Origin of the sequence: Glycomyces rhizosphaerae (assembly GCF_042647865.1) — a bacterium.
Lineage (GTDB): Bacteria > Actinomycetota > Actinomycetes > Mycobacteriales > Micromonosporaceae > Glycomyces > Glycomyces rhizosphaerae.
Map to the genome: position 1 here is coordinate 1 of NZ_JBHRWO010000004.1, position 23,781 is coordinate 23,781.

Sequence of the window (23,781 nt, forward strand, 5' to 3'; positions counted from 1 at the left end):
TTACGGCTTCCAGCGCCGATGGTACTGCACTCGAGAGGGTGTGGGAGAGCAGGACACCGCCAAACATTTAACTTGAGAAAAGGCTCGGCGCTTATGCGTCGGGCCTTTTCTGTTTCTATGCTTTAGGGCTTCACCGAATGGTGGAGCCTTTTTGCATGCCCTGGATATGGAGGAGCGCGATAGGATTCGGCTGTGCTTGACCTGCCAGTCCGTCGTATCGGCGTCTTCGGGGGGACCTTCGATCCTCCGCATCTGGGGCACCTCGTGGCCGCCAGCGAGGCGGCGTTTCGATGCATGCTGGACGAGGTGGTCTTCGTGCCCACCGGGGATCCGTGGCAGAAGCAGCATCTCAATGTCACCGAAGCCGCTGTGCGGCTTGGGATGACGCGACTCGCGGTTGCATCTGACCCGCTGTTTCGCGTGAGTACCTGCGACATCGATCGAGAGGGGCCCACGTACGCGGTGGACACGGTCGCCGACGTTCGGGCGGAGTACGACGGGGAAGTGGACCTGTACTTCATCATCGGCGCCGACTCGTTGGCGAACCTTCACACCTGGCATCGGGTCGAGGAGCTGTGCAAGGCGGTGAGGTTCATCGCGTTGAACCGTCCTGGGCACTCGCGCAGCGAGGTCGACACCTCGTTCGGCGTCGAGGTCGAGTTCATCGACATGCCCGCGGTCGACGTCTCATCGACCGAATGCCGGCAGCGCGTACGCAACGGACAGCCGATCCGGTACCTCGTCACCGATTCGGTCGGGTCGTACATTCGCGAGCATGGTCTTTACCGCGGTTGACCTTTGGGACTCTTCGCACAGCGACGGGCACGAATCAGGGAAGGCGTCGTCGTACCCAGCGTGTAAGACTAGAGCTGGACCGGTGGAGTGCCGGTGGGAATCTCATCGTCAGGAGCGTTCGTGACCGCAAGTGAAACCGCCAAGACCCTGGCTTTTTCTGCAGCCCAGGCGGCGGCTGACAAGAAGGCCTTTGCTTTCAACCTTCGGGACGTCACTTCGAAGATCGCACTCACCGATGTCTTCGTGATCGTTTCGGCCTCGAACGAGCGGCAGGTCCACGCGGTCGTCGACGCGGTCGAAGAGCGCCTCATCAAGGAACACGACGCCCGTCCGCTCCGCCGTGAGGGCAAGGGCGGCGAGCAGTGGGTGCTGTTGGACTACAACGACATCGTGGTTCACGTCTTCCACAAGGAGGCCCGCGACTACTTCGGTCTCGACGGCCTCTGGAAGGACTGCCCCGAGATCGAGTTCGTCGACCAGGCTGACGTGGAGCGGGAGCGCCGCGCCGAAGTCGCCGAGGGCGATGGCGAGGACGAGGAGTGAACCGGCTGCTAGTCGTCCGCCACGGGCAGACCGAGTGGAACATCGCAGGCCGCATTCAAGGCTCCAGTGACATCGACCTCGACGCGACCGGGCGGGACCAGGCGGCCGAGGCTGCCCCCGAGTTGGCCGCATACGAGCCGACTCGGATCATCTCTTCGGACCTGCGGCGGGCGGTGGACACGGCTCGGCCGGTCGCCGAGCTGGCCGGCGTCGAGATCGAGCTGGACAAGCGCCTGCGTGAGCGTGCGTACGGCCCCTGGGAGGGCCTGACGCACCATGAGATCGCCGACCGGTTCCCGGAGGACCACCGGCGTTGGCGCGCTCAGGAGCCCCTGCAGCACCCCGATATCGAGACGTGGGGCGAACTGCACCGCCGGACGGGCGAGGCCGTGCGCGACATCGTCGAATCCGAGGTCGAGGGGACCGCGATCGTGGTCTGCCACGGCGGTTCGGCGCGGCAGATCGTCGGCGGCATCCTCGGTTTCAACGAGGCGGCGTCCAGCAGCCTTTCCGGCATGGACAACGCGCACTGGGCCGAGCTGCGGCGGATGCGCTCGGGCAAGTGGCGCATGTACGGGTACAACCTCGGTGTTCCCGCCCCGCACACGATCGGGCAGAGCCCCCTCGCGAAAGGCCAGCAGGCCGGCCGTTAGCCCCCGCTTCTGAGCCCGGAACGCTGGACCCGCCTCGCCTGGGAGTCGTAGGCTTCGATTGAGGTGCAACCGCGCCGGGCTCGGAGGCGTCAAACCGGCATGACCACGCAGACTTCCCGCATCAGACGATTCGCCGGCCTGACCGGCCCGCTCATCGGAGCGTTCATGCTCGCCGCGCTCACCGCTTGCGGTGCGGGCGGCGGCGGTTCCGACGACGAGACGTCGACGCCATCGATCTCGGCCGAGCCGACCAGCGCACCCGAATCGACCGAGGAGAGCCCCGTGCCCGAAGAGTCCACCCCGTACCTGGACCCGTCGCTCGGCGACACGACCAAGCCCGGTTCGATGACCATCAGCGGAACGGTCGAGGAGGGCGTGGAATCCGGCTGCCTGGTGCTCGAGCACGAGGGGACGGTGTACGGGATCTTCGGGGACTTCGACGCGTCGGTCGTGTACGCGGGCGCGACGGTCACGCTGCAGGGCAACGTCGATGACGGCATGATGTCGACCTGCCAGCAGGGGACGCCGTTCGTGGTGGAGGATGCCCAAACCTTGGATTAGGTACTGTGGCGGCGTGACCGTCGTCGTTGTAACCGATTCCACCTCGGCCCTGCCCGAGCCGGTGCGCGCTGCGCACGGCCGCTTGAGCGTGCTCGGAATCCCGGTGCTGATCGACGGTGTCGAGCACCGCGAGGGCGAGGACATCGGCGGCGAGGCGATCCTGCGAGCGATCCGTGACGGGCACGAGGTCACGACCTCGGGATTGCCGCCGGAGGAGCTGCGGGCCACGTACACGCGACTGCTGGACGAGGGCGCGAGCGGGATCGTCTCGGTGCATCTGTCCGGGAGGCTCTCGGGGACGGTGGCCGCGGCCGAAGCCGCGGCTGCGGGGTTCGGCGGCAGGGTCGCGGTGGTCGACTCGCTCGGCGCCGGCATGGGCGTCGGGTATCCGGCGCTCGCGGCCGTGGAGGCGGCCGAGAAGGGCTCGGAACTGCTGGTGGTCGCCGCGGCCGCGCAGGCGACGATCGGGCGGACCTCGACCTATTTCTACTTGGACACCTTGGAGTACCTGCGGCGCGGCGGGCGGATCAGCGCGGCGCGGGCGATCGTGGGGACCGCGCTGTCGGTGAAGCCGATCCTGGGGGTCGAGGACGGGCGCATCGACGTGGTGGAGAAGGTGCGCACGCCGACGCGCGGCCTGCAGCGCTTGGCGGCTTTGGCGGTGGCCGACGCCGGTGATGCTGAGGTCGAGATGACGGTGCACCACTTGGGAGCGGAACGACGGGCCGAGGCTTTGGCGGGCTGGCTCGAGGAGCGGTTCGAGGGCCGGCTGCGGCGCATGGACGTGACCGAGGTCGGAGCGGCAGTGGGGGCCCACTGCGGTCCGGGCTTGGTGGGAGTGATCACGCGCCGCTTGGCGTGAGCGTCGAGCTCAACTGGCAGAGCAGCTGACTCTTCATCAGCGGGTTCGGGGTTCGAGTTGGCTCTCGTATGGGGGTCCGGCCCCCTGGGTCGGGTGTGTCGGTGCCGAAGGTCCCCCGGTTCAAGGATGGCGCGGGGGTACGACAGTCCGTCGGCGCGTATTCGGTTGCGCATTATGGCTTCTCGGATGGGCCTCGTCCACTCTTCTTGCGGTTATCCACAGGGTTGACTCGGTTGTCCACAGGCCGAAAAGATCGCAGTCACGGCCGTGTCCTTTGCTCGTTGAGCCCGGTATGGAACGCGAACTGCCACCCGATTCCGCAGCCATGGCCGCGAGGCTCCGGCTGCGACTCGACGAGTCCTCCGATGAACCCGGCGTCTGCAAGGAGACCGTCGACGCCGATTCCGGTGAGGCCGCACCGGAACCAGTCCTGAAGTCACCGCCTGCGCGGCGCTTCGACGAGCGCCTGGAACGCCTTCAGCACCGCTTCGGCCTCTCGCATCTCAACCGGTGGGTGCTGGTGATCGTCGCGCTTGTGGTCGCCGCCGTCGGTCTGTCGGTGACCCTCTTGTCCTGGCCCGACAGTGAACCCGCCGCCACCGCGCCCGCAACACCGGTCGAAGCGACTGAGGCCGAACCGAAGACGATCGTCGTCTCGGTCGCCGGTGCGGTGAAGGAACCGGGGATCGTGGAGCTGGAGGCCGGATCACGGGTCGCCGACGCCATCGAGGCCGCGGGCGGTCTGACCGACGGCGCCGATCCCGGATTCCTCAACCTCGCCCGCGTCGTGGCCGACGGCGACTTGGTGGCGGTGCCCGACGCCGCGGCTTCGGGAGCGGCGGCCCCGGCGCCTGGCGGCGACTCGGACGGGGCCGGTACAGGCGGCCTCGTGAACATCAACGTGGCCGGCGCTGCGGAACTGGACGCGCTCAAGGGCATCGGCCCGGTTCTCGCCGAGCGGATCATCGAGTACCGCGAGGCCAACGGCAGCTTCCAATCGCTCGACGAACTGTCCGAGGTCTCCGGCATCGGCTCGGCCCTGCTGGAGCAGCTCCGCGAACAGGTGACGCTGTGAGCTATGAATTCGCCCTGCGGCCGGCACCGTCCGAGGTGGTCCGGCGGGATTGGCGGCTGCCGCTCGTCGCCGCGGGGGTGTGGGCGGCGGCGCTGGCGGGCCTGTACGGCACTGTGGTCAGCGGTCTTCTGACCGCGGTCGGTTGCCTGGTCTTGGTGGGCTTGGGGCTCAAGCGGAGCCGTGGATTCGCCGCGGCCGTGACAACGGTCGCGTTCGGCGGGCTCCTCAGTGCGGGCGTCACAACGGTGCACGTCGCGGTCAGGGACCATGCCGGGCTCGCGGCGCTGACCGCCGCTGAAGCGCACGGGGAAGCCGAACTCGTCCTGCACACCGCGCCGAAACCGACGACCCGCCGACCGGAACTCGTCACCGCCACCGCGCGACTGCACTCCTTCGACACCGATGGCGCTGCCCTCGAAGGGCATTGGCAGGTGCTCCTGGTCGCCAGCGGCGAAGAGTGGAGCGAGGTGAACGCCGGGCAGCGCCTGACCGTTCCCGCCGTGCTCCGGGAGGCCGACGCGGGCCGACTCACGGCCGCGGTCGTCAGCGCTCGCGGACCGCCTGAACCCGTTGGGACGCTGTCGTTCCCGCACCGGATCGCCGCGCATGTGCGCGAACGGCTGGCGACCGCCGTCGAGGCGGTGCCGCAGCCGGAGGCGGGCCTGATCCCCGCGCTCGCGGTCGGCGACACCTCGATGATGGACCCGGAACTGGCCGCCGACTTCAGGACGACCGGCCTGGTCCACCTCGTGGTGGTCTCCGGATACCACCTGAGCCTCGTGGTCGGGGCCGTCCTGGGGGTGGCGGTGGCGTGCAGGGCCGGTCCACGAGGCCGGGTGGCGGCTGGGGCGGTCGCGATCGCGGCGATCGTGGTGGTGGCCGGACCGCAGCCGAGCGTCCTCAGGGCCGCGGTCATGGCGGGGATGACGTTGCTGGCGTTGGCCGCCGGGCGTCCCCGGGCGGCGATGCCCGGCTTGGCGACAGCCGTCCTCGTGGTGGTCCTGGCCGACCCCGACATGGCTGCGCAGGCGGGGTTCGCTCTGTCGGTGGCGGCGTGCGTCGGGTTGCTGTTCCTGGCGTTCCGTTGGGCGCGACCGTTGGAACACCGGGGATGGCCGCAGCCGGTCGCGCTCGCGCTCACCATCCCGCTCGCGACGCAGGTGGCGGTCACGCCGCTGCTGGTCGGCCTCGGCAGCGGGGTGAGCCTGGTGTCGGTCCCGGTGAACGTGCTGGCGGCCTTGGTGGCCGCGCCGGTGGTGGTGCTGGCGGTCGGTGCGGCTGCGGTGGCCGCCGTCTGGATCCCGGCCGGGGAGCTCGCGGCGCAGTTGGCGGCCATTCCGGCTCGCTGGTTGATCTGGTTGGCGCGCAACGGGTCCGAGATTCCTGGGGCGCTGGTGCCGGTTCCCGGCGGTGTGTGGTGGGGCCTTGGCGCCGCCGCGGCGCTGGCGGCACTGGTCGCTCTGCTGCAGATACGCCGATCGCGCGTCGTGGTGCTGGCGGTGCTCGCGGCGGCGGGACTGGGGACGGTGCCGGCGTGCTTGATGACCGGTGGCCCGCCCTCGGGATGGGTGGTCACGATGTGCGATGTGGGCCAGGGAGATGCGATTGTCCTGCCCGCTGGGGACGCGGCGGTGGTGGTCGATGTCGGGCCGGATCCGGCGGCGGTGGACGCGTGCCTGGACGAGTTGGGGGTGGAGCGGATCGCGCTGCTGGTGTTGTCGCACTTCCACATCGATCACACGGCCGGGATCGCCGGGGCGATGGAGGGCCGGGAGGTGGACGCGATCTTGGCGCCGCCGCCGGGGGAGGCCCGGTACGGGTACGAGCTCGTGGAGGAGCGGGCCGGCGCGGTGTCGGTGCTGGAGGCGGTGCCGGGGGAGGTGTACGAGTTCGGGGCGACGCGGTTGGAGGTGCTGGGGCCTCCCGTTGAGCTGCTGAGCGGAACGCGGTCGGACCCGAACAACAACTCGGTCGCCGTGCGGGCGGACGTGGGCGGGACGAGTGTGCTGCTGACAGGTGACGTTGAGCTGGAAGGTCAGCGCGCGCTGCTCGGGAGCGGGGCGGCGCTCGGGGTGGACGTGTTGAAGGTGCCGCATCACGGTTCGTCGTTCCAAGTGCGGGAGTTCCTGGAGGCGGCCGATCCTGCGGTCGCTTTGGTCGGAGTGGGGCAGGGCAACGAGTACGGCCATCCGGATCCGGGCCCTTTGGGGTTGTTGGAGGAGGACGGGGCCCTGGTGTTCCGCACTGATGAGTCGGGTCGGATCACGGTGGTGCGCAGCGCGAGCGAGTTCGAGGTGACGACGGCGAAGTGAGGCTGTGGTGGAGGCGGGTGCGTGGGTTCGTCAGTGCTTCCGTCGGGGTTCGGGTCGCCTTTCGGGTGATTGGGCTGCGGACGTTGCAGTGGGGGCCGACATGTTCGGGCAGGGCATGGGGGTTGTGCGGTAGACGATGGCCCGGTCGAAACCCGGGGCTTCGTCGGCGGCATGGGAGAATGGTGCCGTGGCTGCACTCGAACCCATCCGCCTGATCCTGGGCGACGACGAATTCCTCGCCGAGCGGGCCGCCGCCGACTTCGTGAAGGCGGTGCGCGCCGACCTCTCCGAAGGAGAGCCCGCGCCCGCCGTCAACCGCATCAGCGGTGGCGACCTCACCGCGGGCGCCTTCGCCGAGCTGACCAGTCCGACGCTGTTCGGCGGCGCGGTCGTCGGCGTCATCGAGTCCGGCCAGGACGTCGACAAGGACCTCGCCGGCGCCGTCCTCGCGTACGCGAAGCAGCCCGCCCCCGGCATCTTCCTCGCCGTGTGTCACAACGGCGGCAACAAGGGCAAGGGCCTCTCGGAGGGCTTGAAGAAGCTCGACGTCGAGGTCGTGCGCGTCTCCAAGATCAAGCGCCAGCCCGACCGGGTCGCCTTCGTGCGCGGCGAACTGCGCGACGCCGGGGCCTCCCCGCGGTCGGCTTCGGCCGAGATCGCGGACACCATCATTCAGGCCGTCGGCTCCGACCTGCGCGAGCTCGCCTCCGCGTGCGCGCAGCTCGTCGCCGACACCGACGGCAAGATCACGCAGGAGAGCGTGGCCCAGTACTACTCCGGCCGGGCCGAGGTCTCGGGTTTCGCCGTCGCCGACGCGACGATCGCCGGGGACGCCGCCGAGGCGCTCGGTGCGCTGCGGTGGGCGATGCAGGTCGGTGTCGATGCGGTGCCGATCGCCGACGCGCTGGCGATGGCCGTGCGCAACCTCTCCCGCGTGGCCGCCGAGCGCGGCGGCGCGGCGCAGCTCGCCGGGCAGCTCGGCATGGCGCCGTGGCAGATCGAGAAGGCCCGCAAGCAGTCCCGCAACTGGACCGCGGACGCCCTCGCGGAGGCGATGCGGGTGTGCGCGCGTCTCAACGGCGAGGTCAAGGGCGGCGCCGACGACCGGGGTTGGGCCCTCGAGCACGCGATCCTCGAGATCACCCGTCTGAGCGCCGCAGGGAAGGGCAGCCGTGTCTGAGTACCGTCACGGACGAGTTTCCAGGCCCCGCAGGCCTTGGTACGCGCGGGTCCTGCATCTGAAGCACCTGTATCTGTCGAACGTGTGGTGCGTGGTGCTGTTCGAGGGTTCGATCGCGCTGGCGGTGCTGATGGCGCTGACCGAGTTCGTGTCGTGGTGGGTGGTGCTCGTGCTGCCGCTGGCGGTGGCGGGCATGGTGAAGCTCAACGACTTCATCGCCGGGACCTTCGATCGTCACGGCTGAGCGGTGCGTCCGGCCCCCGAGGTCGGGTGTGTCGGTGCGCAGCCGCCCCCGGTTCGAGGATGCCGCAGGGGTGCGACAGTTCGCGGTGACGGGCTTTCGCGGTGACGGGTTTCGGCGGGCACGCCGACCGTGTTCGGGACCGGGTGGGTTGGGCCCCCGGTTTTCAATGGTGCCCGAGGGGTGTGACAGCGTTCGGGAACGCCGAAGGCCCAGGGGTTCGCACCCCTGGGCCTTCTGAAGCTTTTTCGCTCTTCGCGTGCTCGCGTTTAGGCGGCAGCGGACAGCTTGTTGTAGGCCGCGGCAAGCTTGGACTTGCGCTGGGCGGCCTGGTTCTTGTGGATGACACCCTTGGTGGCAGCCTTGTCCAGCTCGCGGCTGGCGGCGCGCAGGTGGGTCTCAGCGGCGGTGACGTCGCCAGTGGCAGACGCCTCACGGAACTTCCGGACGGACGTCTTCAGCGACGACTTCACAGCCTTGTTGCGCATCCGTCGCTTCTCGTTCGTCAGAATGCGCTTTTCCTTGGACTTAATGTTCGCCACGCGTGAAGCCTCAGTTTCGTGATTGCTTGGTTCCTTAATTGATCGCGTCGGAGGCAGTGGGCACTCCGAGCGCCTGTCAACGTTACCAGGAGCCGAGCATCGCACACGCCCTGGGAGCATGACCGCCAACCAGATTACACCAGGTCGAAGGCACCGCTCGAATCCCGGTGCCCCGCTGTTACCCGCGATACTCGACGGCGGTGCGGGCGGCCTCCGCGAGGGCGGAATCCACGGCTCGGCCGGCGCGGTCGCGAGGCTCAGACCGAGGCGCCGCGGGCCCGGAGCGCGGGCAGGACCACCTGGTCCATCATCTCCTCGATGCGTTCCCTCGTGACGTTGCCGAAGAGGATGAACTCGTTGCGCAACAAGTCGACCGGTAGCCGACGCAGCGGTTCGGTGAGGTGCTCCTCGGCGAGTTCGCCGCGCTTGATCGCACGCGCGTAGACCGTCTCGCCGAGGGTTCTGGCGATCTCGTTGACGAGGCCCGCGATGAGGACGTGACGGGCCTCGGGGTCCCTGCTGACTTCGGCGAGCATGGCGAGCAAGGCGGTCTGCCCGACTATCCGCATGCGCTCGTGGGCGAGTGTGAGCAACGCGATGGTGTCGCCGCGCAGGGTGCCGCTGTCCGGCACCGAATCCGCCCTGGGCACCCGGCTCGCCGCGCAGGCGATCATCAACTCCACCGGGCTCGACCAGCGCCGATACAGCACGGGCTTGCTCGTGCCGGCCCGTTTCGCGACGCCCTCCATGGTGAGTTTCGTGAAGCCGACTTCGCGGAACTCATCCCAGACGGCATCGAGAATCGCCTGCTCAAGCGCCTCGCCGCGACGCCTGGACGTCATTTTGCGCTCCACTTCGACCCCCTCTAGATACTGTCCGTTTCTTATGTTAGCTTGAGGCTATCAAGATACGGACCGTATCTTGCGGATGATTGGAAACCATCATGGAAGCCACCCCCAAACACACGCCGATCGGACGGGTGATCGCGCTCAGTGCCGGCCTCGCGCTCATCGTCGGCGTGCTCACCCTCGCCTTCGCCTGGCCCTCGGCCGGCATGGGCCCCAACGAGATCCCGATCGCCGTCATCGGCCCCGACGAGGCCGCCGACCAGGTCCAGTCGCAGCTGGACGAGGCCGAGCCCGACGGCTTCGACGTCACCTCCGTCGCCGACCCGGCCGAGGCCGAGACCCTCATCAAGGAACGCGAGGTCTACGCGGCCCTCGCGATCACCCCCGAATCGGTGGATCTCTACACCGCCTCGGCCGCCTCGCCCACGGTGACTCGGCTCGTGACCGGCATCGCCGACCAGGTCGCGGCGCAGATGGGCCAGGCCGCCGGGCAGCCCGGCAGCATCCAAGTCGCCGTCCACGACCTGGTGCCGCTGCCCGCCGATGACCCGAACGGCGCCGGGCTGGCCGCCTCGGCCTTCCCGATGGCGATGGGCGGCATCGTGATCGCCGCGCTCATCGCGTTCAACGTGCGCGGCTCGGGCCGCCAGGCCGCGACCGCGATCCTCGCGCCGCTGGCCGTGGGCGCGGGCGTCGCCGCGATCCTGATGTACGTGCTCGAGGCGATCGACGGCGACTACGTGGCCATCGCCGGGGCGCTGGCGCTCACGATGGCGGCGACCGCGTGGGGGATCCTCGGCCTGGCGAAACTCCTGGGCCGACCCGGGTTCGTGCTGGGCGCGGTCATCGTGATGCTCGTGGGCAACCCGCTTTCAGGCATGACGGGCGCACCGGAACTGCTGCCCGCGCCGTGGGGCGCATACGGCCAGTTCCTGTCACCGGGCGCGGGTGGAACGCTGCTGCGCTCGACGGCCTACTTCGACGGCCACGGCGCCGAGACGGCGGTGTGGGCGCTCGCCGGATGGGTCGTCGTCGGTGTGGTCCTGTTCACGATCGGCGCCGTCCGCGCCAAGGTCAAGGGCGTGAACGCGGACGAGCCGCAGGAGATCCCGGCCGCCGCCTGAACGATCGGAGCCCGACGGCCCCGGCCCGCGATCGCGCGGGTCGGGGCAGTTCGCTGCCGCAGGCAGGTGAGCGGGAGCCTTTTCTCGCTGGGTGGCCGGGGGTTCTCGGGCGGGTAAGGCAGAATTGGCAAGCCACCTCATCCGATCAAGGAAGGTCATCGTGACCAACGCGCCAGGCTCGACCGCTCCGGAGTCGATCCGGAACTTCTGCATCATCGCGCACATCGACCACGGCAAGTCCACGCTGGCCGACCGCATGCTGCAGATCACCGAGGTCGTCGACGCCCGCCAGATGCGCGCGCAGTACCTCGACCGGATGGACATCGAGCGGGAACGCGGCATCACCGTCAAGTCCCAGGCCGTCCGCATGCCGTGGACGGCGCGCTCGGGCGACGCCGAGGGCCAGGGCTTCGTGCTCAACATGATCGACACGCCCGGCCACGTCGACTTCACCTACGAGGTCTCCCGCTCGCTCGCCGCCTGCGAAGGCGCGATCCTCCTCGTGGACGCCGCCCAGGGCATCGAGGCGCAGACCCTCGCGAACCTCTACCTCGCGATGAGCAACGACCTCACGATCATCCCGGTGCTCAACAAGATCGACCTCCCCTCGGCCGACCCCGACCGCTACGCCGAAGAGCTCGCCCACCTCATCGGCTGCGAGCCCGAGGACGTCTTCCGCGTCTCCGGCAAGACCGGCGCCGGCGTGGCCGAGCTGCTGGACGAGGTCGTGAAGCAGATCCCGGCCCCCACCGGCGACGCCGACGCGCCTCCCCGCGCGATGATCTTCGACTCCGTCTACGACGTCTACCGCGGCGTGATCACCTACATCCGCGTCATCGACGGCAAGCTCAGCGCCCGCGACAAGATCCGCATGATGTCGACCCGGGCCGACCACGAGCTCCTGGAGATCGGCGTCATCAGCCCCGAACCGGTGGTCGCCAAGGCCCTCGGCGTCGGCGAGGTCGGCTACCTCATCACCGGCGTGAAGGACGTGCGCCAATCCAAAGTCGGCGACACCGTCACGCTCGACAAGCGCCCGGCCACCGAAGCGCTGGCCGGCTACACCGAGGCCAAGCCCATGGTCTACTCCGGCCTGTACCCGATCGACGGCTCCGACTACGGCAACCTCCGCGAAGCCCTCGACAAGCTCCAGCTCAACGACGCCGCGCTCCAGTACGAGCCCGAGACCTCAGCAGCGCTCGGCTTCGGCTTCCGCGTCGGCTTCCTCGGCCTGCTGCACCTGGAGATCATCCAGGAGCGCCTCGAACGCGAGTTCAACCTCGACCTGATCTCGACCGCACCGAACGTGGTCTACCAGGTCGTCAGGGAGGACGGCGAAGAGGTCGAGGTCACCAACCCCTCCGAGTTCCCCGAGGGCAAGATCCACTCGATCACCGAGCCGATCGCCAAGGCCACCATCCTGGCTCCGAAGGAGTACATCGGGACGGTCATGGAGCTGTGCCAGACCAAGCGCGGCGTCCAGACCGGCATGGACTACCTCTCGACCGACCGGGTCGAGATCCGGTACACGCTGCCGCTGGCCGAGATCGTCTTCGACTTCTTCGACCAGCTCAAGTCCCGCACCAAGGGCTACGCCTCGCTCGACTACGACATCGAGGGCGAGCAGGAGTCCGAGCTGGTGAAGGTCGACATCCTGCTCCAGGGCGAGCGCGTGGACGCCTTCGCCGCGATCGTCCACAAGGACCAGGCCTACGCGTACGGGGTGCGGCTCTCCGAGCGCCTCAAGAAGCTCATCCCGCGCCAGCAGTTCGAGGTCCCGATCCAGGCCGCGATCGGCTCCCGGATCATCGCCCGCGAGACCATCCGCGCGCTGCGGAAGGACGTGCTCGCCAAGTGCTACGGCGGCGACATCTCCCGCAAGCGCAAGCTGCTCGAGAAGCAGAAGGAAGGCAAGAAGCGGATGAAGAACATCGGCCGCGTCGAGGTCCCGCAGGAGGCGTTCATCGCCGCGCTGCGGACCGACGAGGACTAAGCAGCAAGAGCAAGGGGCGGAGCCATGATGGCTCCGCCCCTTGGCTCGTTGTGCTGCTTTACATCTCCGGCGGGTAGCCGTTCGGGTGCGTGTGCGTCTGCGACGGCGGCGGGGGCTGATGCGGGTAGCCGTGCGGCGGCGGCTGGTGCGGCGGCTTCGGCTGGTTGCCCGGCCGCGATTTCAGGTACTGCTCGACCTCGGGCTGGAACAGCAGGTAGAACCCCGCGCCGACCGCGCCGAGCTTCGCCAGGGCCAGCAGCGACCCCAGCGCGGCGAACCAGCCCAGGCCCCAACCGCCGATGAAGCCGCCGAACGAGAAGAAGCCGAGGATGCCGAGCCCGATGTACAGCGGCACACGCGGGTCCGCCGCACCGAACGTGCCGAGCTTGTCCTTCGTGACGAACCAGACGATCACGACCGCCATGGCGCCGAAGATGAGACCGAAGACGGCGCCGCCGACGATGAACCCCGTGCCGTACCACCACGGCGCGGTGGCCGACGCGATGAGCGAGAACAAGAAGACCAGGACCGTCGCCGCGGCATAGACCCACAGCAATTGTGTGAACTGGTTGACCTTCTTGGGGCGGCCGGGGTTTTCCTTGATGCCCCATTCGGAGGCGAAGTCGCCTTGTCCCTGGGGCGCCCCGCCGTACTGCGGCGGCGGTCCGGCAGGGCCGCCACCTGGGGCGGCGCCGTACGGATTCGATTCGGGCGGTTGCGGCGGATACGTCATATTCACTGCTCCGGGCAAAGAGAAGGGTGAGCTTTCACTGCTCACTGTAGCCTTTCCCGACCCGTTCCGGGTACCGGAGTTTTCACGCAATTCAGTGGCGGATATGGCAATCCGTGCCAATATCGAACACCATTGTCAAGCGGCCGAATGGTTTCGCGAATACACGGTTTCGCGCCCGCGTGGTTCTGGTGGGAGACAGCGGCGGCACCGGGACACCGGTGCCGCCGCTGCCTTGCGGGACAGGCTAGTTCAGGTAGTCGTCGGCGTTCTCGTCCGAGCCGGCGAACGGGCTCGTGTTCGTCGTCATCGTCGAGGTGTCGACCGGCCGGTCGTACGTCTGGTGGAGCGCCCGCTCCCGGTCGGCGATCGTGTAGGACCGGCGCGTGTACACCGGCGCGTCCTGCACGGTCACCTGCGGCACCACCTGGAAGTTCACGTCCATCTGGTCCGGCGTGATCACGGTCTCCACGTAACCGCGCTGCGCGTTGCGGAACTTGATGTGCGGGTTGATCTTCAGCGCCGCGTTGTCCTCCGGCACCGAGTCCACGCCGTTGCCGCCCGAGGTGATCGAGGTCGCCACCAGCTCCACGCCCACCGACTCGCCGTCGATGCCCGGGAACCCGGTCTTGATCTCGCCCGCCCAGTGCGTGTGCACGTCACCGGTGAGCACCACCGGGTTGCGCACCCCGGCCTCGACCCAGCCGTCGATGAGGCGCTGCCGCGAGGCCGCGTAGCCGTCCCACCCGTCCATGCTCGTGCGCAGGATCGTGTCGTCGGCGCTGTTGTCGCGCTGCGTGAAGAACACCTGCTGGCCCAGGATGTCCCACCGCGCCTGCGACGAGTGGAAGCCTTCGATCAACCACTCCTCCTGCGCCTCACCGGTGATGGTGCGCGACTCGTCCCACGCGTCGGCGCAGTTGCTCTGCGTCCCGTCGCCGCAGGCCTGGTCGTCGCGGTACTGTCGCGTGTCCATCATGTGGAAGTTCGCCAGTCGCCCCCACTGGACGCGCCGGTACAGCTGCATGTCGATGCCCTCGGGCACCGAGGAGCGGCGCAGCGGCATGTTCTCCCAGTACGCCTGGAACGCCGCGGCCCGCCGGACCAGGAAGTCGGCGGGGTCCGGGGTGTCCGAACCGGACTCGGGGATCTCGTCGGCCCAGTTGTTCTCGGTCTCGTGGTCGTCCCAGACCACGAGCCACGGCGCGACCGCGTGCGCGAGCTGCAGGTCCGGGTCGGACTTGTACTGGGCGTGGCGCTGGCGGTACGTCGCGAGCGAGACCGTCTCCGGCCCTTCGTGGTCGCGCACGTTCCCGTCGGGGGAGTTGTAGACCTTCGCCTTGTACTCGTACTGGTAGTCGCCCAGATGCAGGATCAGGTCGGGGTTCGACTCGGCCATGTGACGGTACGCGGTGAAGTACCCGTGCTCGAACTGCGAGCAGGACGCGAAGGCCATCCGCAGCTCTTCGGGCGTGGACCGCGGGTTCGGGGCGGTCACGGTGCGGCCCACCGGGGAGGTCCACGTGCCGGTCTTGAACCGGTAGTAGTACTCGCGGCCGGCGCGCAGGCCGTCGACCTCGATGTGGACGCTGTAGCCGATCTCGGCGGCGGTCTGGACCTCGCCGCGGGCGACGCGGTTGCGGAAGCGCTCGTCGGTGGCGACCTCCCACTTCACGTCGAACGCGGCGTTCGGCATGCCGCCCATGCCGTCTTCGGCGAGCGGGTCCACCGCCAGGCGCGTCCACAGGACCACGCCGTCGGGCTCCGGGTCGCCCGAGGCGACGCCGAGTGTGAAGGGGTCCTTGTCGATGGGGGTCGTGTTCGATTGTGCCCAACCGGAAGCCGGGACCGCAATGGCGGCACCGGCGGCGGAGGAGGCGAGCAGGATTCGGCGCGACAGGCGCATATGGACCTCGCTTCGGGGGGAGTTGCGCGGGTTTGTGACCCGTACAGCCCAACAAGCGAGCGTGGATTGCCCGGAACCGTTAAGGGTCGCTCCGGTGAACCGGTGCCGAACAAAGTATGTCCGAACAGGACTATTCGGGCACGGAGAACGTAATAATCACGGCCGTGGAATCCGCGACCTCCACGATCTGCGCCTCGCCCTCGGCGTCAGCCCCCGGCTCGGACCAGGCCTCTTCCCCTGGGGTCCATACCATCCCGTTGTACGACACCGACGCGATCCGATGGTCGAACGCCCGCGCGACCGCCCACGCCGCCCCGTTCCAGCCCTCGGCCGCGCCGCCGGCCTCGATCACGACCCGCGAATCGTCCACATCGGCGACCTCAGTGCCCCACTGGTACTCGTACGCCTCCGCGAGGGCCGCCGCCTCGGTCGCGACCTCGGCGGCGTTCCCCGAGATGCACGCCAGCCCGGTCTCCTCACCGCCGGCGAACGCGTCCGCGATCACCTCGGCGTCGGTCTCCCACTGCTCGTACAGCTCCGGGTAGGCGCTCACCTGGACGGCCTGGGCCGCCTCCGCGAGCCGCATGTCCTCCCAGCCGTCGGTGCGCTGCAACTTCTCGTAGAACTTGAACGAGGAGTACACCGGGTCCATGAGCTCCTCCTCCGAGCCCCAGCCCATGCTCGGGCGCTGCTGGAACAGCCCCAGCGAGTCGTCATGCCCGTAGTCGACGTTCACCAGCTCGGACTCCTGCATCGCCGTGGTGATCGCCACCGCGACGGCGCGCTCGTCCAGGCCGTCGCGGATCCCCACCGCCGCGATCGTGGCCGCGTTCGAGGCCTGCTCGGCACTCAGGTGCACCTCCCCGGCACCGCCCACATAGCAGCCGGTCTTGCTGGGACGCAGCGCTTCCCGAGCGTCATCGGTGCAAGCCGCGAGGCTCGCGAGAAGCAACAGCGAGGTCAAAGCCGGGAGTGCGCGCAACTGTGACTCCGATCAGGTCGGTCGGCGGCAGATCAGCCTACCCAAGAAGGGGGACGCTTCTCAATGAACGAACGGATGCCTTCCCGGCCCTCTTCGGAGAAAAAGTACTCAGCCGTCACGGCAGCCGCCCTGCGCAACTCGCCGCGCAGATCCGGTGTGGCCGTGAGCACCTTGATCCCGGTCTGCGCCGACGGGCCGCCCTCGATCAGCTCGGCGACGGTCTCCTCGACCGCGTCGTCCAGCTCATACGGCGCGAAGTCCACCAGACCCCACTCCTCGGCGTCCTCGCCCGTGAACTTGAAACCGGTGAGGAACAGCTGCCGCATCCGGGCCGGGCCGATCCTGCGGGCCACGACCGGCCCGATCACCGCAGGGACCACGCCCAAGCGCACCTCGCTGAACGCCATCTCGGCCTCATCCGAGCAGATCGCCACGTCAGCCGCCGCGATCAACCCCAGGCCGCCGCCGCGCGCGGCCCCGCGCGCCACGACCACCACGGGCTTGGGCGCCTCGGCGATGTCCGCCAGCGCCTCGGCGAGATGCGCGGCCGGGAGGTCGGCGAGGCCGCTCGCGGCCGCGGACTCCTTGAGGTCGGCGCCGGCCGAGAACACCGGCCCGGCGTGGTCGATCACGATCACCCGGGTCTCGGGGTCGGCGACCGCTTTCGCGAGGGCTGCACGGAGTTCGGCGATGAGCCGGGTCGAGAGGGCGTTGCGCCGCTCGGGGTCGTTGAGGGTAATGGTCGCCACTGCCTCTTGGGCTCGGTAGGCGATCGGTGCGTCATTGCGTTCCACGCCAGTACCGTAGTGGGCGTGTCCACCGTCTCGCCAGTAGCCGACCCGAATTCACCCGCCGCGTCAGTCGACGCGGCCGCCGCCGACCCCGCGGTCGGCGAGGCCGGGTTCGGGTTCTACGTGCACGTGCCCTTCTGCGTCTCCCGCTGCGGCTACTGCGACTTCAACACCTACACGGCCTCTGAGCTCGGGGCCGGGGTCTCGCGGGACACGTACGCCTCGATCGCGCGCGCCGAGATCCGCGACGCTGCCGCTCGGTTCAGCAAGCGCCCCAAGGTCGACACCGTGTTCTTCGGCGGCGGCACCCCCACCCTCCTGTCCGCGGCCGACCTCTCCTCGATCCTCGGCGAGATCGACGACGCGTTCGGCCTCGCCGACGGCTACGAGGCCACGACCGAGGCCAACCCCGAGTCCGTCGACGCCGACTACCTCGCCGAGCTCCACGACGGCGGCTTCACCCGCCTCTCCGTCGGCATGCAGTCCACGGCCTCCCACGTGCTCAAGATCCTCGACCGCGAGCACTCGCCGCAGAAGGCGCTCAACGCCGTCGAGTACGCCCACAAGGCCGGGTTCGCGCACGTGAGCCTCGACCTCATCTACGGCACGCCGGGCGAGACCGCCGCCGACTTCGAGGCGAGTCTCAACGCCGCCGTCGACGCCGGTGTCGACCACGTCTCGGCGTACGCGCTCATCGTCGAGGACGGGACCGCGCTGGCCCGCCGGATCCGCTCCGGTCAGGTGCCGCAGCCCTCCGACGATGTGGCGGCCGACCGCTACCTCGCCGCCGAAGCCGTGCTCTCGGCGGCCGGATTCGCGTGGTACGAGGTCTCCAACTGGGCCAGAAGTGAAGCGGCGCAATGCCGTCACAACCTCCTGTACTGGGAGGGCGGTCACTGGTGGGGCGCCGGGCCTGGCGCGCATTCGCACCTGCCGGACGTGCGCTGGTGGAACCACAAGCACCCCTCGACCTACGGCGCCGCGCTCGCGGAGGGCCTGCCCGCGGCCGGGCACGAGGTCCTCACGGATGACGACCGCTACCTCGAGCGCATCCTGCTGCGGACTCGTCTCGCGAGCGGGCTGCCGCTATCGTTGCTGCGTGCGAACGGCCAGGCTGCTGCGGAACAGGCGGCCGCCGACGGACTCGCCGTCATCGAGGACGGCCGCCTCAAGCTCACGCTGCGGGGTCGCCTCCTCGCGGACGCGGTCGTGAGAGACCTCACCTCCTGACGGCGTTCTGGCCGGTCACCGTTAGATTCGTACCTGCGAACCTCATTCGCGAACCGTGCATCCCAGCGGGCCGACTCGCGCGCCTTCCCAGAGGCCGCGGCACCATCCCAGGTGGCGCCCCCACACGGACCCCCATACCGATCCACCCGGAGCCCACCACCCATGCGCACCATCACGCCTACTCTCGGCCGTCGAGGCCTGCTCGTTGCCTCCGCCGCGGGACTCGCGGCCGTCGCCGCCTGCAGTGAGGAAGAGCCGCCCCCGGCCGAGGACGAAGGCGGCCAGGCCGCCGAGGAGCCCGCCTCCGAGTCCCCCTCGCCCGAGCCGCGCGAGATCACCATCACGCACGTGGGCGACACGATGCCCGGCTCGTATCCGGACCAGATGGCCTCCGACGACGGCGCGAGCTTCTTCGAGGGCGTCAAGTCCGCCCTCACCGGCGACGTGGTCATCGCCAACCTCGAAGGCGCCCTCGCGACCCACGATTTCGACAAGTGCGGCGGCGGCGAGTGCACTTACTTCCGCCTCCCCGGCGAATACGCGCAGGTCTTCGCCGACGCCGGCTTCCACGTCCTCAACCAGGCCAACAACCACGGCTGGGACGCCGGACCCGACGGCGCCGCCGATACCCAGGAGGCCATCCGCGAAGCAGGCATGGAGGTCTGCGGCATCAAGGACGAGGTGTGCCTGGTCGAGACCGAGAGCGGCCTCACCGTCGGTCTCGTCGGCTTCGCGCCGTACACGTTCTACACCGACAACCGCGACCTCGACGCGGTCGCCGCGCTCGTCGCCTCCGCGAAGGAGCAGGCCGACATCGTCATCGCCACCGCCCACCTCGGCGCTGAAGGCACCGACCACCGGCACGTGCCCGAAGGGGTCGAGAACTACCTCGGCGAGGACCGCGGCGACACGCGCGGCTTCGCCCACACTTGCATCGACAACGGCGCGGACCTCGTCGTCGGCCACGGCCCCCACGTGTTGCGCGGCATGGAGGTCTACAACGGCAAGCTCATCTGCTACTCGCTCGGGAACTTCGGGGGCGGCCAGAACCTGTTCTCCACCGACGGCCCGCTCGGTCGTTCCGCGGTGCTCTCCGTCACCATCCGCGAGGACGGCACCGTCGTCGCCGGGAAGATGACCGCCACCCGCATGGACGGCGACGGCTACCCCCAGCTCGACGAGGACAACGGCGCCTTCGAGGACCTCAACGAACTCGCCGAGGACTTCGGGGACGCCGCGGCCACGGTCGGAGACGATGGCGCGCTCGTCCTCCCGGCTGCCTGACGGCACACGTAGACTGGCACTCCCGGACCGGGAGTGCCAAACTTGAGTCCGGCCGACTGAACCCGTGTTCGGTCGACGGCTTCACCGAGCGGTTTCGAGACTGAGGGGACGTGGCGGCGATGGACGATCGCAAACTCGAAGTGCTGCGCGCCATCGTCGAGGACTACGTGGCGACCCAGGAACCCGTGGGCTCCAAGGCCGTCGCCCAGCGCCACGCCCTCGGCGTCTCCGCCGCCACCGTCCGCAATGACATGGCCTACCTCGAAGACGCCGGTTACATCCAGCAGCCGCACACCTCCGCCGGGCGCATCCCCACGCCGAAGGGCTACCGCCTCTTCGTCGACCGCCTCGGCAAGATCAAGCCGCTCTCGGCCGCCGAACGCCGCGCCGTGCACCGCTTCCTCTCCGAGGCCATCGACCTCGACGACGTCGTCACCCGCACCGTGCGCCTGCTCGCCCAGCTCACCCACCAGGTGGCGGTCGTCCAGTACCCGAGCCTCAACCGCTCCTCCGTGCGCCACCTCGAACTCGTCTCGCTCACCCCGACCCGGCTCATGATCGTCATGATCACCGACACCGGCCGCGTCGAGCAGCGCTACGTCGAGATGCCCGCCGAACTCAGCGAGGACGACGTCCTCGACCTGCGCCGCCTCGTCAACGAGCAGCTCCAGGGCAAGCCGCTGGCCGACGCCCCGCGCGTCATCGCGAGCCTCGCCGACCTGGTCCGCCCCGAACTCCAAACCACCGCCGCGGCACTCACCCGCGTGCTCCTGGAGACCGTCGTCGCGCGCACCGAGGAACGCGTCGCCGTCGCCGGGGCGGCGAACCTCACCCGCCCCGGGAACTTCTTCGCCGGGTCCCTGCGGCCCATCCTCGAAGCCCTCGAGGAGGAGGTCGTGCTCATGCAGCTGCTGGGCCGCGCCGACTCCAACGCGCTCCTGACGGTGCGCATCGGCGACGAGAACAACCTCGACGACTTCCGCGAGACCACCGTGGTCACCGCCGGATACGGACCGGGATCGGTGGTCGGCCACATGGGCGTCCTCGGCCCCACCCGCATGGACTACCCGGGCACGATCGCGGCCGTCCGCGCCGTCGCCCGGTACGTGTCCGAAATTTTGGAACAGAACCGCTGACAGGACAGAGCGCACGTGGCTAAGGACTACTACGGCATTCTCGGCGTCGACCGGAACGCCACCGACGACGAACTCAAGAAGGCGTACCGGAAGCTGGCGCGCAAGTACCACCCCGACGTCAGCGACGAACCCGACGCGCAAGAGCGCCTCCAGGAGATCAACGCCGCCTTCGAGGTCCTCATGGACCCGCAGAAGCGCGCGATCGTCGACGCCGGCGGCGACCCGTTCTCCCGCACCTCCGCGGGCGGCAGCGGCGCCCCCTTCATGGGCTTCGAAGACATCATGGACGCCTTCTTCGGCGGCTCCATGGGCGGCTTCGGCCGCCGCGGCCCGCGCTCGCGCACCCGCCCCGGAAACGACGCGCTGCTGCGCCTCGACCTCGACCTCGAAGAGGTCGCGTTCGGCACCGAGTCGACGCTGACCGTCGACACCGCGGTCCTGTGCGACTCCTGCGACGGTTCCTGTACCGAAGGCGACGCCGAACCCCAGACCTGCACCACCTGTGGCGGCTCCGGCGAAGTCCAAGTCGTACAACGTACGATTCTGGGCCAGGTCCGCACCGCGCGCCCCTGCTCGGCCTGCTCCGGCTACGGCACCATCATCACCGACCCGTGCCGCAAATGCGGCGGCGAAGGCCGCGTGCGCTCGCGCCGGCGCATCACCGTCAAGGTCCCCGCGGGCGTCGAGGACGGCATGCGCATCCGCCTCTCCGGCGAAGGCGAAGTCGGCCCCGGCGGCGGCCCGGCCGGCGACCTCTACGTCGAAGTCCACGAGAAGCCCCACGAGGTCTTCACCCGCGAGGGCTCCGACCTGCGCTGCCGCGTCCGCGTCCCCATGACCCAAGCCGCCCTTGGCACCAAGCTCAACATCCACACCCTTGACGACCAGGTCGAAGTCGAAGTCGCCTCCGGCACGCAGCCCGGCACGGTCAAGAAGGTCCGAGGACACGGCGTCCCTAGGCTCCGCGGCGCCGGCGCCCGAGGCGACCTCTTCGTCGAACTCGACGTCCGCACCCCCACCAAGATCGACGCCGAGCAGGAAGAACTCCTGAAGAAGCTCGCCAGCCTCCGCGACGAGGAGATCAAAGAGGTCAAGGGCGGCAGCGGTTTTTTTAGCCGCATGCGGGACGCGTTCAACGGACACGCGTAGCGGGGAAGTTGCACGAGTAGCCCAGTACGGACACGCGTAGGGGATAGGGGAGCGGGGCTCCGCTACACTCCGGGGCCGTGATCAGCGTCGACCCCGCAACCCTCTGGCTCCTCCTCATCCTGCTCGTCGCGGGCCTCGTCGCCCTCGTCGTCTACCTGCGCCGCCGCTCGGCCACGGGCCTCGCCCCGAGCCGCCCCCGCCTCGACGCGACCCCGCCGCCCGGCGGGCCGCAGATCGGCGAGCGCTGGAAGGCCGACGTGCCCTTCGAGGACGAACCGCGCCGCTCCAAGCAGCGCCCCTGCCTCGTCATCGGCTACTCCGGCAAGGGCTACTGGGTTCTGAAATGCACCACCCAGGAGCCCCGCGAAGCCGAATGGCGCGTCGCCACGCCGGCCGCCAGCTGGAACCCGCCCGCCGACCGGGACGGCTGGGTCGACCTCGTCCCCCACCACCTCCCGAAAGCCCGCTTCGCGCACTCCTTCGGCCGCATCGCGAACCCGACCCTCTACCGGAAGATCACCGGCCGCCTCCGCTGGGAACGCGCCGTCGACTTCATCGGCTGACCGCCGACTAGGCTGTTCCGGTCAGACTCCCGCAACGGAACAGGACCCAGGTGAGCGATCCGGTCTTCCTCGTCGACGCCGTCCCGGCGGTCGGCGGCTTCGTCCTCGACGGCCCTGAAGGGCACCACGCCGCCGACGTGCAGCGCCTCCAACCCGGCGAGACGCTGCTGCTCACCGACGGCTCCGGCACCGTCGCCTCCGCCCGCGTGACGCACGCCGAACGCGGCTCGCTGCGCCTCGACATCCTCCAGCAGCGCACCGTCCCGGCCCCCGACCCGAAGCTCACCGTCGTCCAGGCCCTCCCCAAAGGCGACCGCGGCGAACGCGCAGTGCAGATGCTCACCGAGATCGGTGTCGACGAAGTGATCCCGTGGGCCGCTTCGCGATCCATCGTCCAGTGGAAGGGCCCGCGCGGCGACAAGGCCCGCGCCAAATGGACCGCCACCGCCCGCGAAGCCTCCAAACAGGCCCGCCGCGCCCGCCTCGCGCACGTCGCCGAACTCCACACCACCAAGCAGCTCGTCGCCCGCCTGCGCAGCGCCACCCGCGTCCTCGTCCTCCACGAGGAGGCCGACGCGCCGCTCTCCCAGGTCGACCTGCCCGACTCCGGCGAGATCGCCCTGGTGATCGGCCCCGAAGGCTCCATCAGCCCCGACGAACTCGCCGCGCTCCAGGAATTCGGCGAACCGATCCGCCTCGGCGACACCGTCCTGCGCACCTCGACGGCCGGACCCGCCGCGCTGGCGGTGCTTCAAGCCCGCTTGGGCCGTTGGTGACTAGGATTCCCAGCATGATCGACGCCGACTGCATCTTCTGCAAGATCGTTGCCGGGGACATCCCGTCCACGAAGGTCCTCGAGACCGAACGGGTGTTCGCGTTCCGCGACCTCCACCCCAAGGCCCCGACGCACGTGCTGGTGATCCCCAAGGACCACTACGCGAACACCGCCGAGCTGGCCGACGCCGACCCGGCGCTCGCCGGCGAGGTCCTGAACGCGGCCGCCCAGGTCGCCGCCGCCGAAGGCGTCGCCCATGACGGCTGGCGCCTCCTCGCCAACACGGGCGCGAACGGCGGCCAGGAGGTCTTCCACGTGCACTTCCACGTCTTCGGCGGAAAACGGCTCGGACCGATGCTTTCGGCCTGAAATCACACCGCCTCTGTGATTACTCGTTGTCTCTTGTCGCAGGCGGCAACTACCATTGAGGCATGTAGAACAGCGGCCCGAAGGCCGCTGGCAGTCTCACTTTGGGAAGCAGGTGGCGAACAGCCCTAGCGGGCGAA

24 protein-coding genes and 1 tRNA gene are annotated in these 23,781 nt (G+C 69.3%); 19 read left to right on the forward strand and 6 right to left on the reverse strand.

Annotation, left to right across the window (positions count from 1 at the left end):
• Positions 1-201 precede the first annotated feature (201 nt).
• The 10 genes from nadD (at position 202) to ACFO8M_RS00765 (ending at position 8,225) form a co-directional block, all read left to right on the forward strand.
• Positions 202-795, forward strand: coding sequence for a nicotinate-nucleotide adenylyltransferase (nadD, locus tag ACFO8M_RS00720; RefSeq protein WP_387971133.1), 594 nt, complete (start codon positions 202-204; stop codon positions 793-795).
• A 120-nt stretch (positions 796-915) separates the two neighbouring features.
• Positions 916-1,338 (forward strand): ribosome silencing factor, encoded by a 423-nt coding sequence (gene rsfS / locus ACFO8M_RS00725; RefSeq protein ID WP_387969137.1) that lies wholly within the window; start codon positions 916-918, stop codon positions 1,336-1,338.
• A complete protein-coding gene (locus tag ACFO8M_RS00730) occupies positions 1,335-1,991 on the forward strand; it encodes a histidine phosphatase family protein (RefSeq protein WP_387969139.1) in 657 nt (218 codons plus the stop codon). The genes rsfS and ACFO8M_RS00730 overlap by 4 nt, the downstream gene beginning before the upstream one ends.
• Positions 1,992-2,090: 99 nt before the next feature.
• Positions 2,091-2,552 carry a hypothetical protein gene (locus ACFO8M_RS00735; RefSeq protein WP_387969142.1) on the forward strand — a complete coding sequence of 154 codons (462 nt, stop codon included), beginning with the start codon at positions 2,091-2,093 and terminating at the stop codon, positions 2,550-2,552.
• 13 nt (positions 2,553-2,565) lie between these two features.
• The gene (locus ACFO8M_RS00740) at positions 2,566-3,414 is read left to right on the forward strand and encodes a DegV family protein (RefSeq protein WP_387969145.1); all 849 of its coding nucleotides are present in this window, start codon (positions 2,566-2,568) and stop codon (positions 3,412-3,414) included.
• Positions 3,415-3,420: 6 nt separating this feature from the next.
• Positions 3,421-3,484: transfer RNA gene (locus tag ACFO8M_RS00745), tRNA-Lys, on the forward strand.
• A gap of 222 nt (positions 3,485-3,706) precedes the next feature.
• Entirely contained in the window at positions 3,707-4,489 is a 783-nt protein-coding gene (locus tag ACFO8M_RS00750; RefSeq protein WP_387969148.1) for a helix-hairpin-helix domain-containing protein, read from the forward strand.
• Positions 4,486-6,801 (forward strand): ComEC/Rec2 family competence protein, encoded by a 2,316-nt coding sequence (locus ACFO8M_RS00755; protein WP_387969151.1) that lies wholly within the window; start codon positions 4,486-4,488, stop codon positions 6,799-6,801. The genes ACFO8M_RS00750 and ACFO8M_RS00755 overlap by 4 nt, the downstream gene beginning before the upstream one ends.
• 187 nt (positions 6,802-6,988) lie before the next feature.
• The gene (gene holA, locus ACFO8M_RS00760) at positions 6,989-7,981 is read left to right on the forward strand and encodes a DNA polymerase III subunit delta (RefSeq protein ID WP_387969154.1); all 993 of its coding nucleotides are present in this window, start codon (positions 6,989-6,991) and stop codon (positions 7,979-7,981) included.
• A 91-nt stretch (positions 7,982-8,072) separates the two neighbouring features.
• Positions 8,073-8,225: a hypothetical protein gene (locus ACFO8M_RS00765; protein WP_387969157.1), complete on the forward strand. Its 153-nt coding sequence runs from the start codon at positions 8,073-8,075 to the stop codon at positions 8,223-8,225.
• Positions 8,226-8,491: 266 nt separating this feature from the next.
• Here ACFO8M_RS00765 and rpsT read toward each other — a convergent pair whose 3' ends face one another.
• Both rpsT and ACFO8M_RS00775 read right to left on the reverse strand, forming a co-directional pair.
• Positions 8,492-8,764 carry a 30S ribosomal protein S20 gene (gene rpsT, locus ACFO8M_RS00770; RefSeq protein WP_387969160.1) on the reverse strand — a complete coding sequence of 91 codons (273 nt, stop codon included), beginning with the start codon at positions 8,762-8,764 and terminating at the stop codon, positions 8,492-8,494.
• Between the two features lie 257 nt (positions 8,765-9,021).
• A complete protein-coding gene (locus ACFO8M_RS00775) occupies positions 9,022-9,606 on the reverse strand; it encodes a TetR/AcrR family transcriptional regulator (RefSeq protein WP_387969163.1) in 585 nt (194 codons plus the stop codon).
• A 101-nt stretch (positions 9,607-9,707) separates the two neighbouring features.
• Between ACFO8M_RS00775 and ACFO8M_RS00780 the strand changes: the two genes are divergently transcribed.
• Positions 9,708-10,736 (forward strand): hypothetical protein, encoded by a 1,029-nt coding sequence (locus tag ACFO8M_RS00780; RefSeq protein WP_387969166.1) that lies wholly within the window; start codon positions 9,708-9,710, stop codon positions 10,734-10,736.
• A gap of 160 nt (positions 10,737-10,896) precedes the next feature.
• On the forward strand, positions 10,897-12,729 hold the full coding sequence (lepA, locus tag ACFO8M_RS00785) for a translation elongation factor 4 (RefSeq protein WP_387969169.1): 1,833 nt from the start codon (positions 10,897-10,899) through the stop codon (positions 12,727-12,729).
• Positions 12,730-12,787: 58 nt separating this feature from the next.
• On the opposite strand, the gene ACFO8M_RS00790 is transcribed toward lepA, so the two are convergent.
• The 4 genes from ACFO8M_RS00790 to ACFO8M_RS00805 form a co-directional block, all read right to left on the reverse strand.
• Complete coding sequence (locus ACFO8M_RS00790) at positions 12,788-13,462, reverse strand: hypothetical protein (RefSeq protein WP_387969172.1); 675 nt, start codon at positions 13,460-13,462, stop codon at positions 12,788-12,790.
• A gap of 244 nt (positions 13,463-13,706) precedes the next feature.
• A complete protein-coding gene (locus ACFO8M_RS00795; RefSeq protein WP_387969174.1) occupies positions 13,707-15,365 on the reverse strand; it encodes an alkaline phosphatase D family protein in 1,659 nt (552 codons plus the stop codon).
• A 130-nt stretch (positions 15,366-15,495) separates the two neighbouring features.
• Positions 15,496-16,347 (reverse strand): hypothetical protein, encoded by an 852-nt coding sequence (locus tag ACFO8M_RS00800; RefSeq protein ID WP_387969177.1) that lies wholly within the window; start codon positions 16,345-16,347, stop codon positions 15,496-15,498.
• Positions 16,348-16,379: 32 nt separating this feature from the next.
• The gene (locus ACFO8M_RS00805; RefSeq protein WP_387969179.1) at positions 16,380-17,141 is read right to left on the reverse strand and encodes an enoyl-CoA hydratase/isomerase family protein; all 762 of its coding nucleotides are present in this window, start codon (positions 17,139-17,141) and stop codon (positions 16,380-16,382) included.
• Positions 17,142-17,153: 12 nt separating this feature from the next.
• On the opposite strand from ACFO8M_RS00805, the gene hemW reads away from it, so the two are divergent.
• The 7 genes from hemW (at position 17,154) to ACFO8M_RS00840 (ending at position 23,644) form a co-directional block, all read left to right on the forward strand.
• Positions 17,154-18,368 (forward strand): radical SAM family heme chaperone HemW, encoded by a 1,215-nt coding sequence (gene hemW, locus ACFO8M_RS00810; RefSeq protein WP_387969182.1) that lies wholly within the window; start codon positions 17,154-17,156, stop codon positions 18,366-18,368.
• A 162-nt stretch (positions 18,369-18,530) separates the two neighbouring features.
• Complete coding sequence (locus tag ACFO8M_RS00815; protein ID WP_387969185.1) at positions 18,531-19,652, forward strand: CapA family protein; 1,122 nt, start codon at positions 18,531-18,533, stop codon at positions 19,650-19,652.
• Between the two features lie 119 nt (positions 19,653-19,771).
• The gene (hrcA, locus tag ACFO8M_RS00820; protein ID WP_387969188.1) at positions 19,772-20,788 is read left to right on the forward strand and encodes a heat-inducible transcriptional repressor HrcA; all 1,017 of its coding nucleotides are present in this window, start codon (positions 19,772-19,774) and stop codon (positions 20,786-20,788) included.
• Between the two features lie 15 nt (positions 20,789-20,803).
• Positions 20,804-21,937: a molecular chaperone DnaJ gene (gene dnaJ / locus ACFO8M_RS00825; protein WP_387969191.1), complete on the forward strand. Its 1,134-nt coding sequence runs from the start codon at positions 20,804-20,806 to the stop codon at positions 21,935-21,937.
• Between the two features lie 77 nt (positions 21,938-22,014).
• Positions 22,015-22,500: a hypothetical protein gene (locus ACFO8M_RS00830; RefSeq protein WP_387969194.1), complete on the forward strand. Its 486-nt coding sequence runs from the start codon at positions 22,015-22,017 to the stop codon at positions 22,498-22,500.
• Between the two features lie 50 nt (positions 22,501-22,550).
• Positions 22,551-23,276 carry a 16S rRNA (uracil(1498)-N(3))-methyltransferase gene (locus ACFO8M_RS00835; RefSeq protein WP_387969197.1) on the forward strand — a complete coding sequence of 242 codons (726 nt, stop codon included), beginning with the start codon at positions 22,551-22,553 and terminating at the stop codon, positions 23,274-23,276.
• A 14-nt stretch (positions 23,277-23,290) separates the two neighbouring features.
• Complete coding sequence (locus ACFO8M_RS00840; protein WP_387969200.1) at positions 23,291-23,644, forward strand: histidine triad nucleotide-binding protein; 354 nt, start codon at positions 23,291-23,293, stop codon at positions 23,642-23,644.
• The last annotated feature ends 137 nt before the right edge of the window (positions 23,645-23,781 follow it).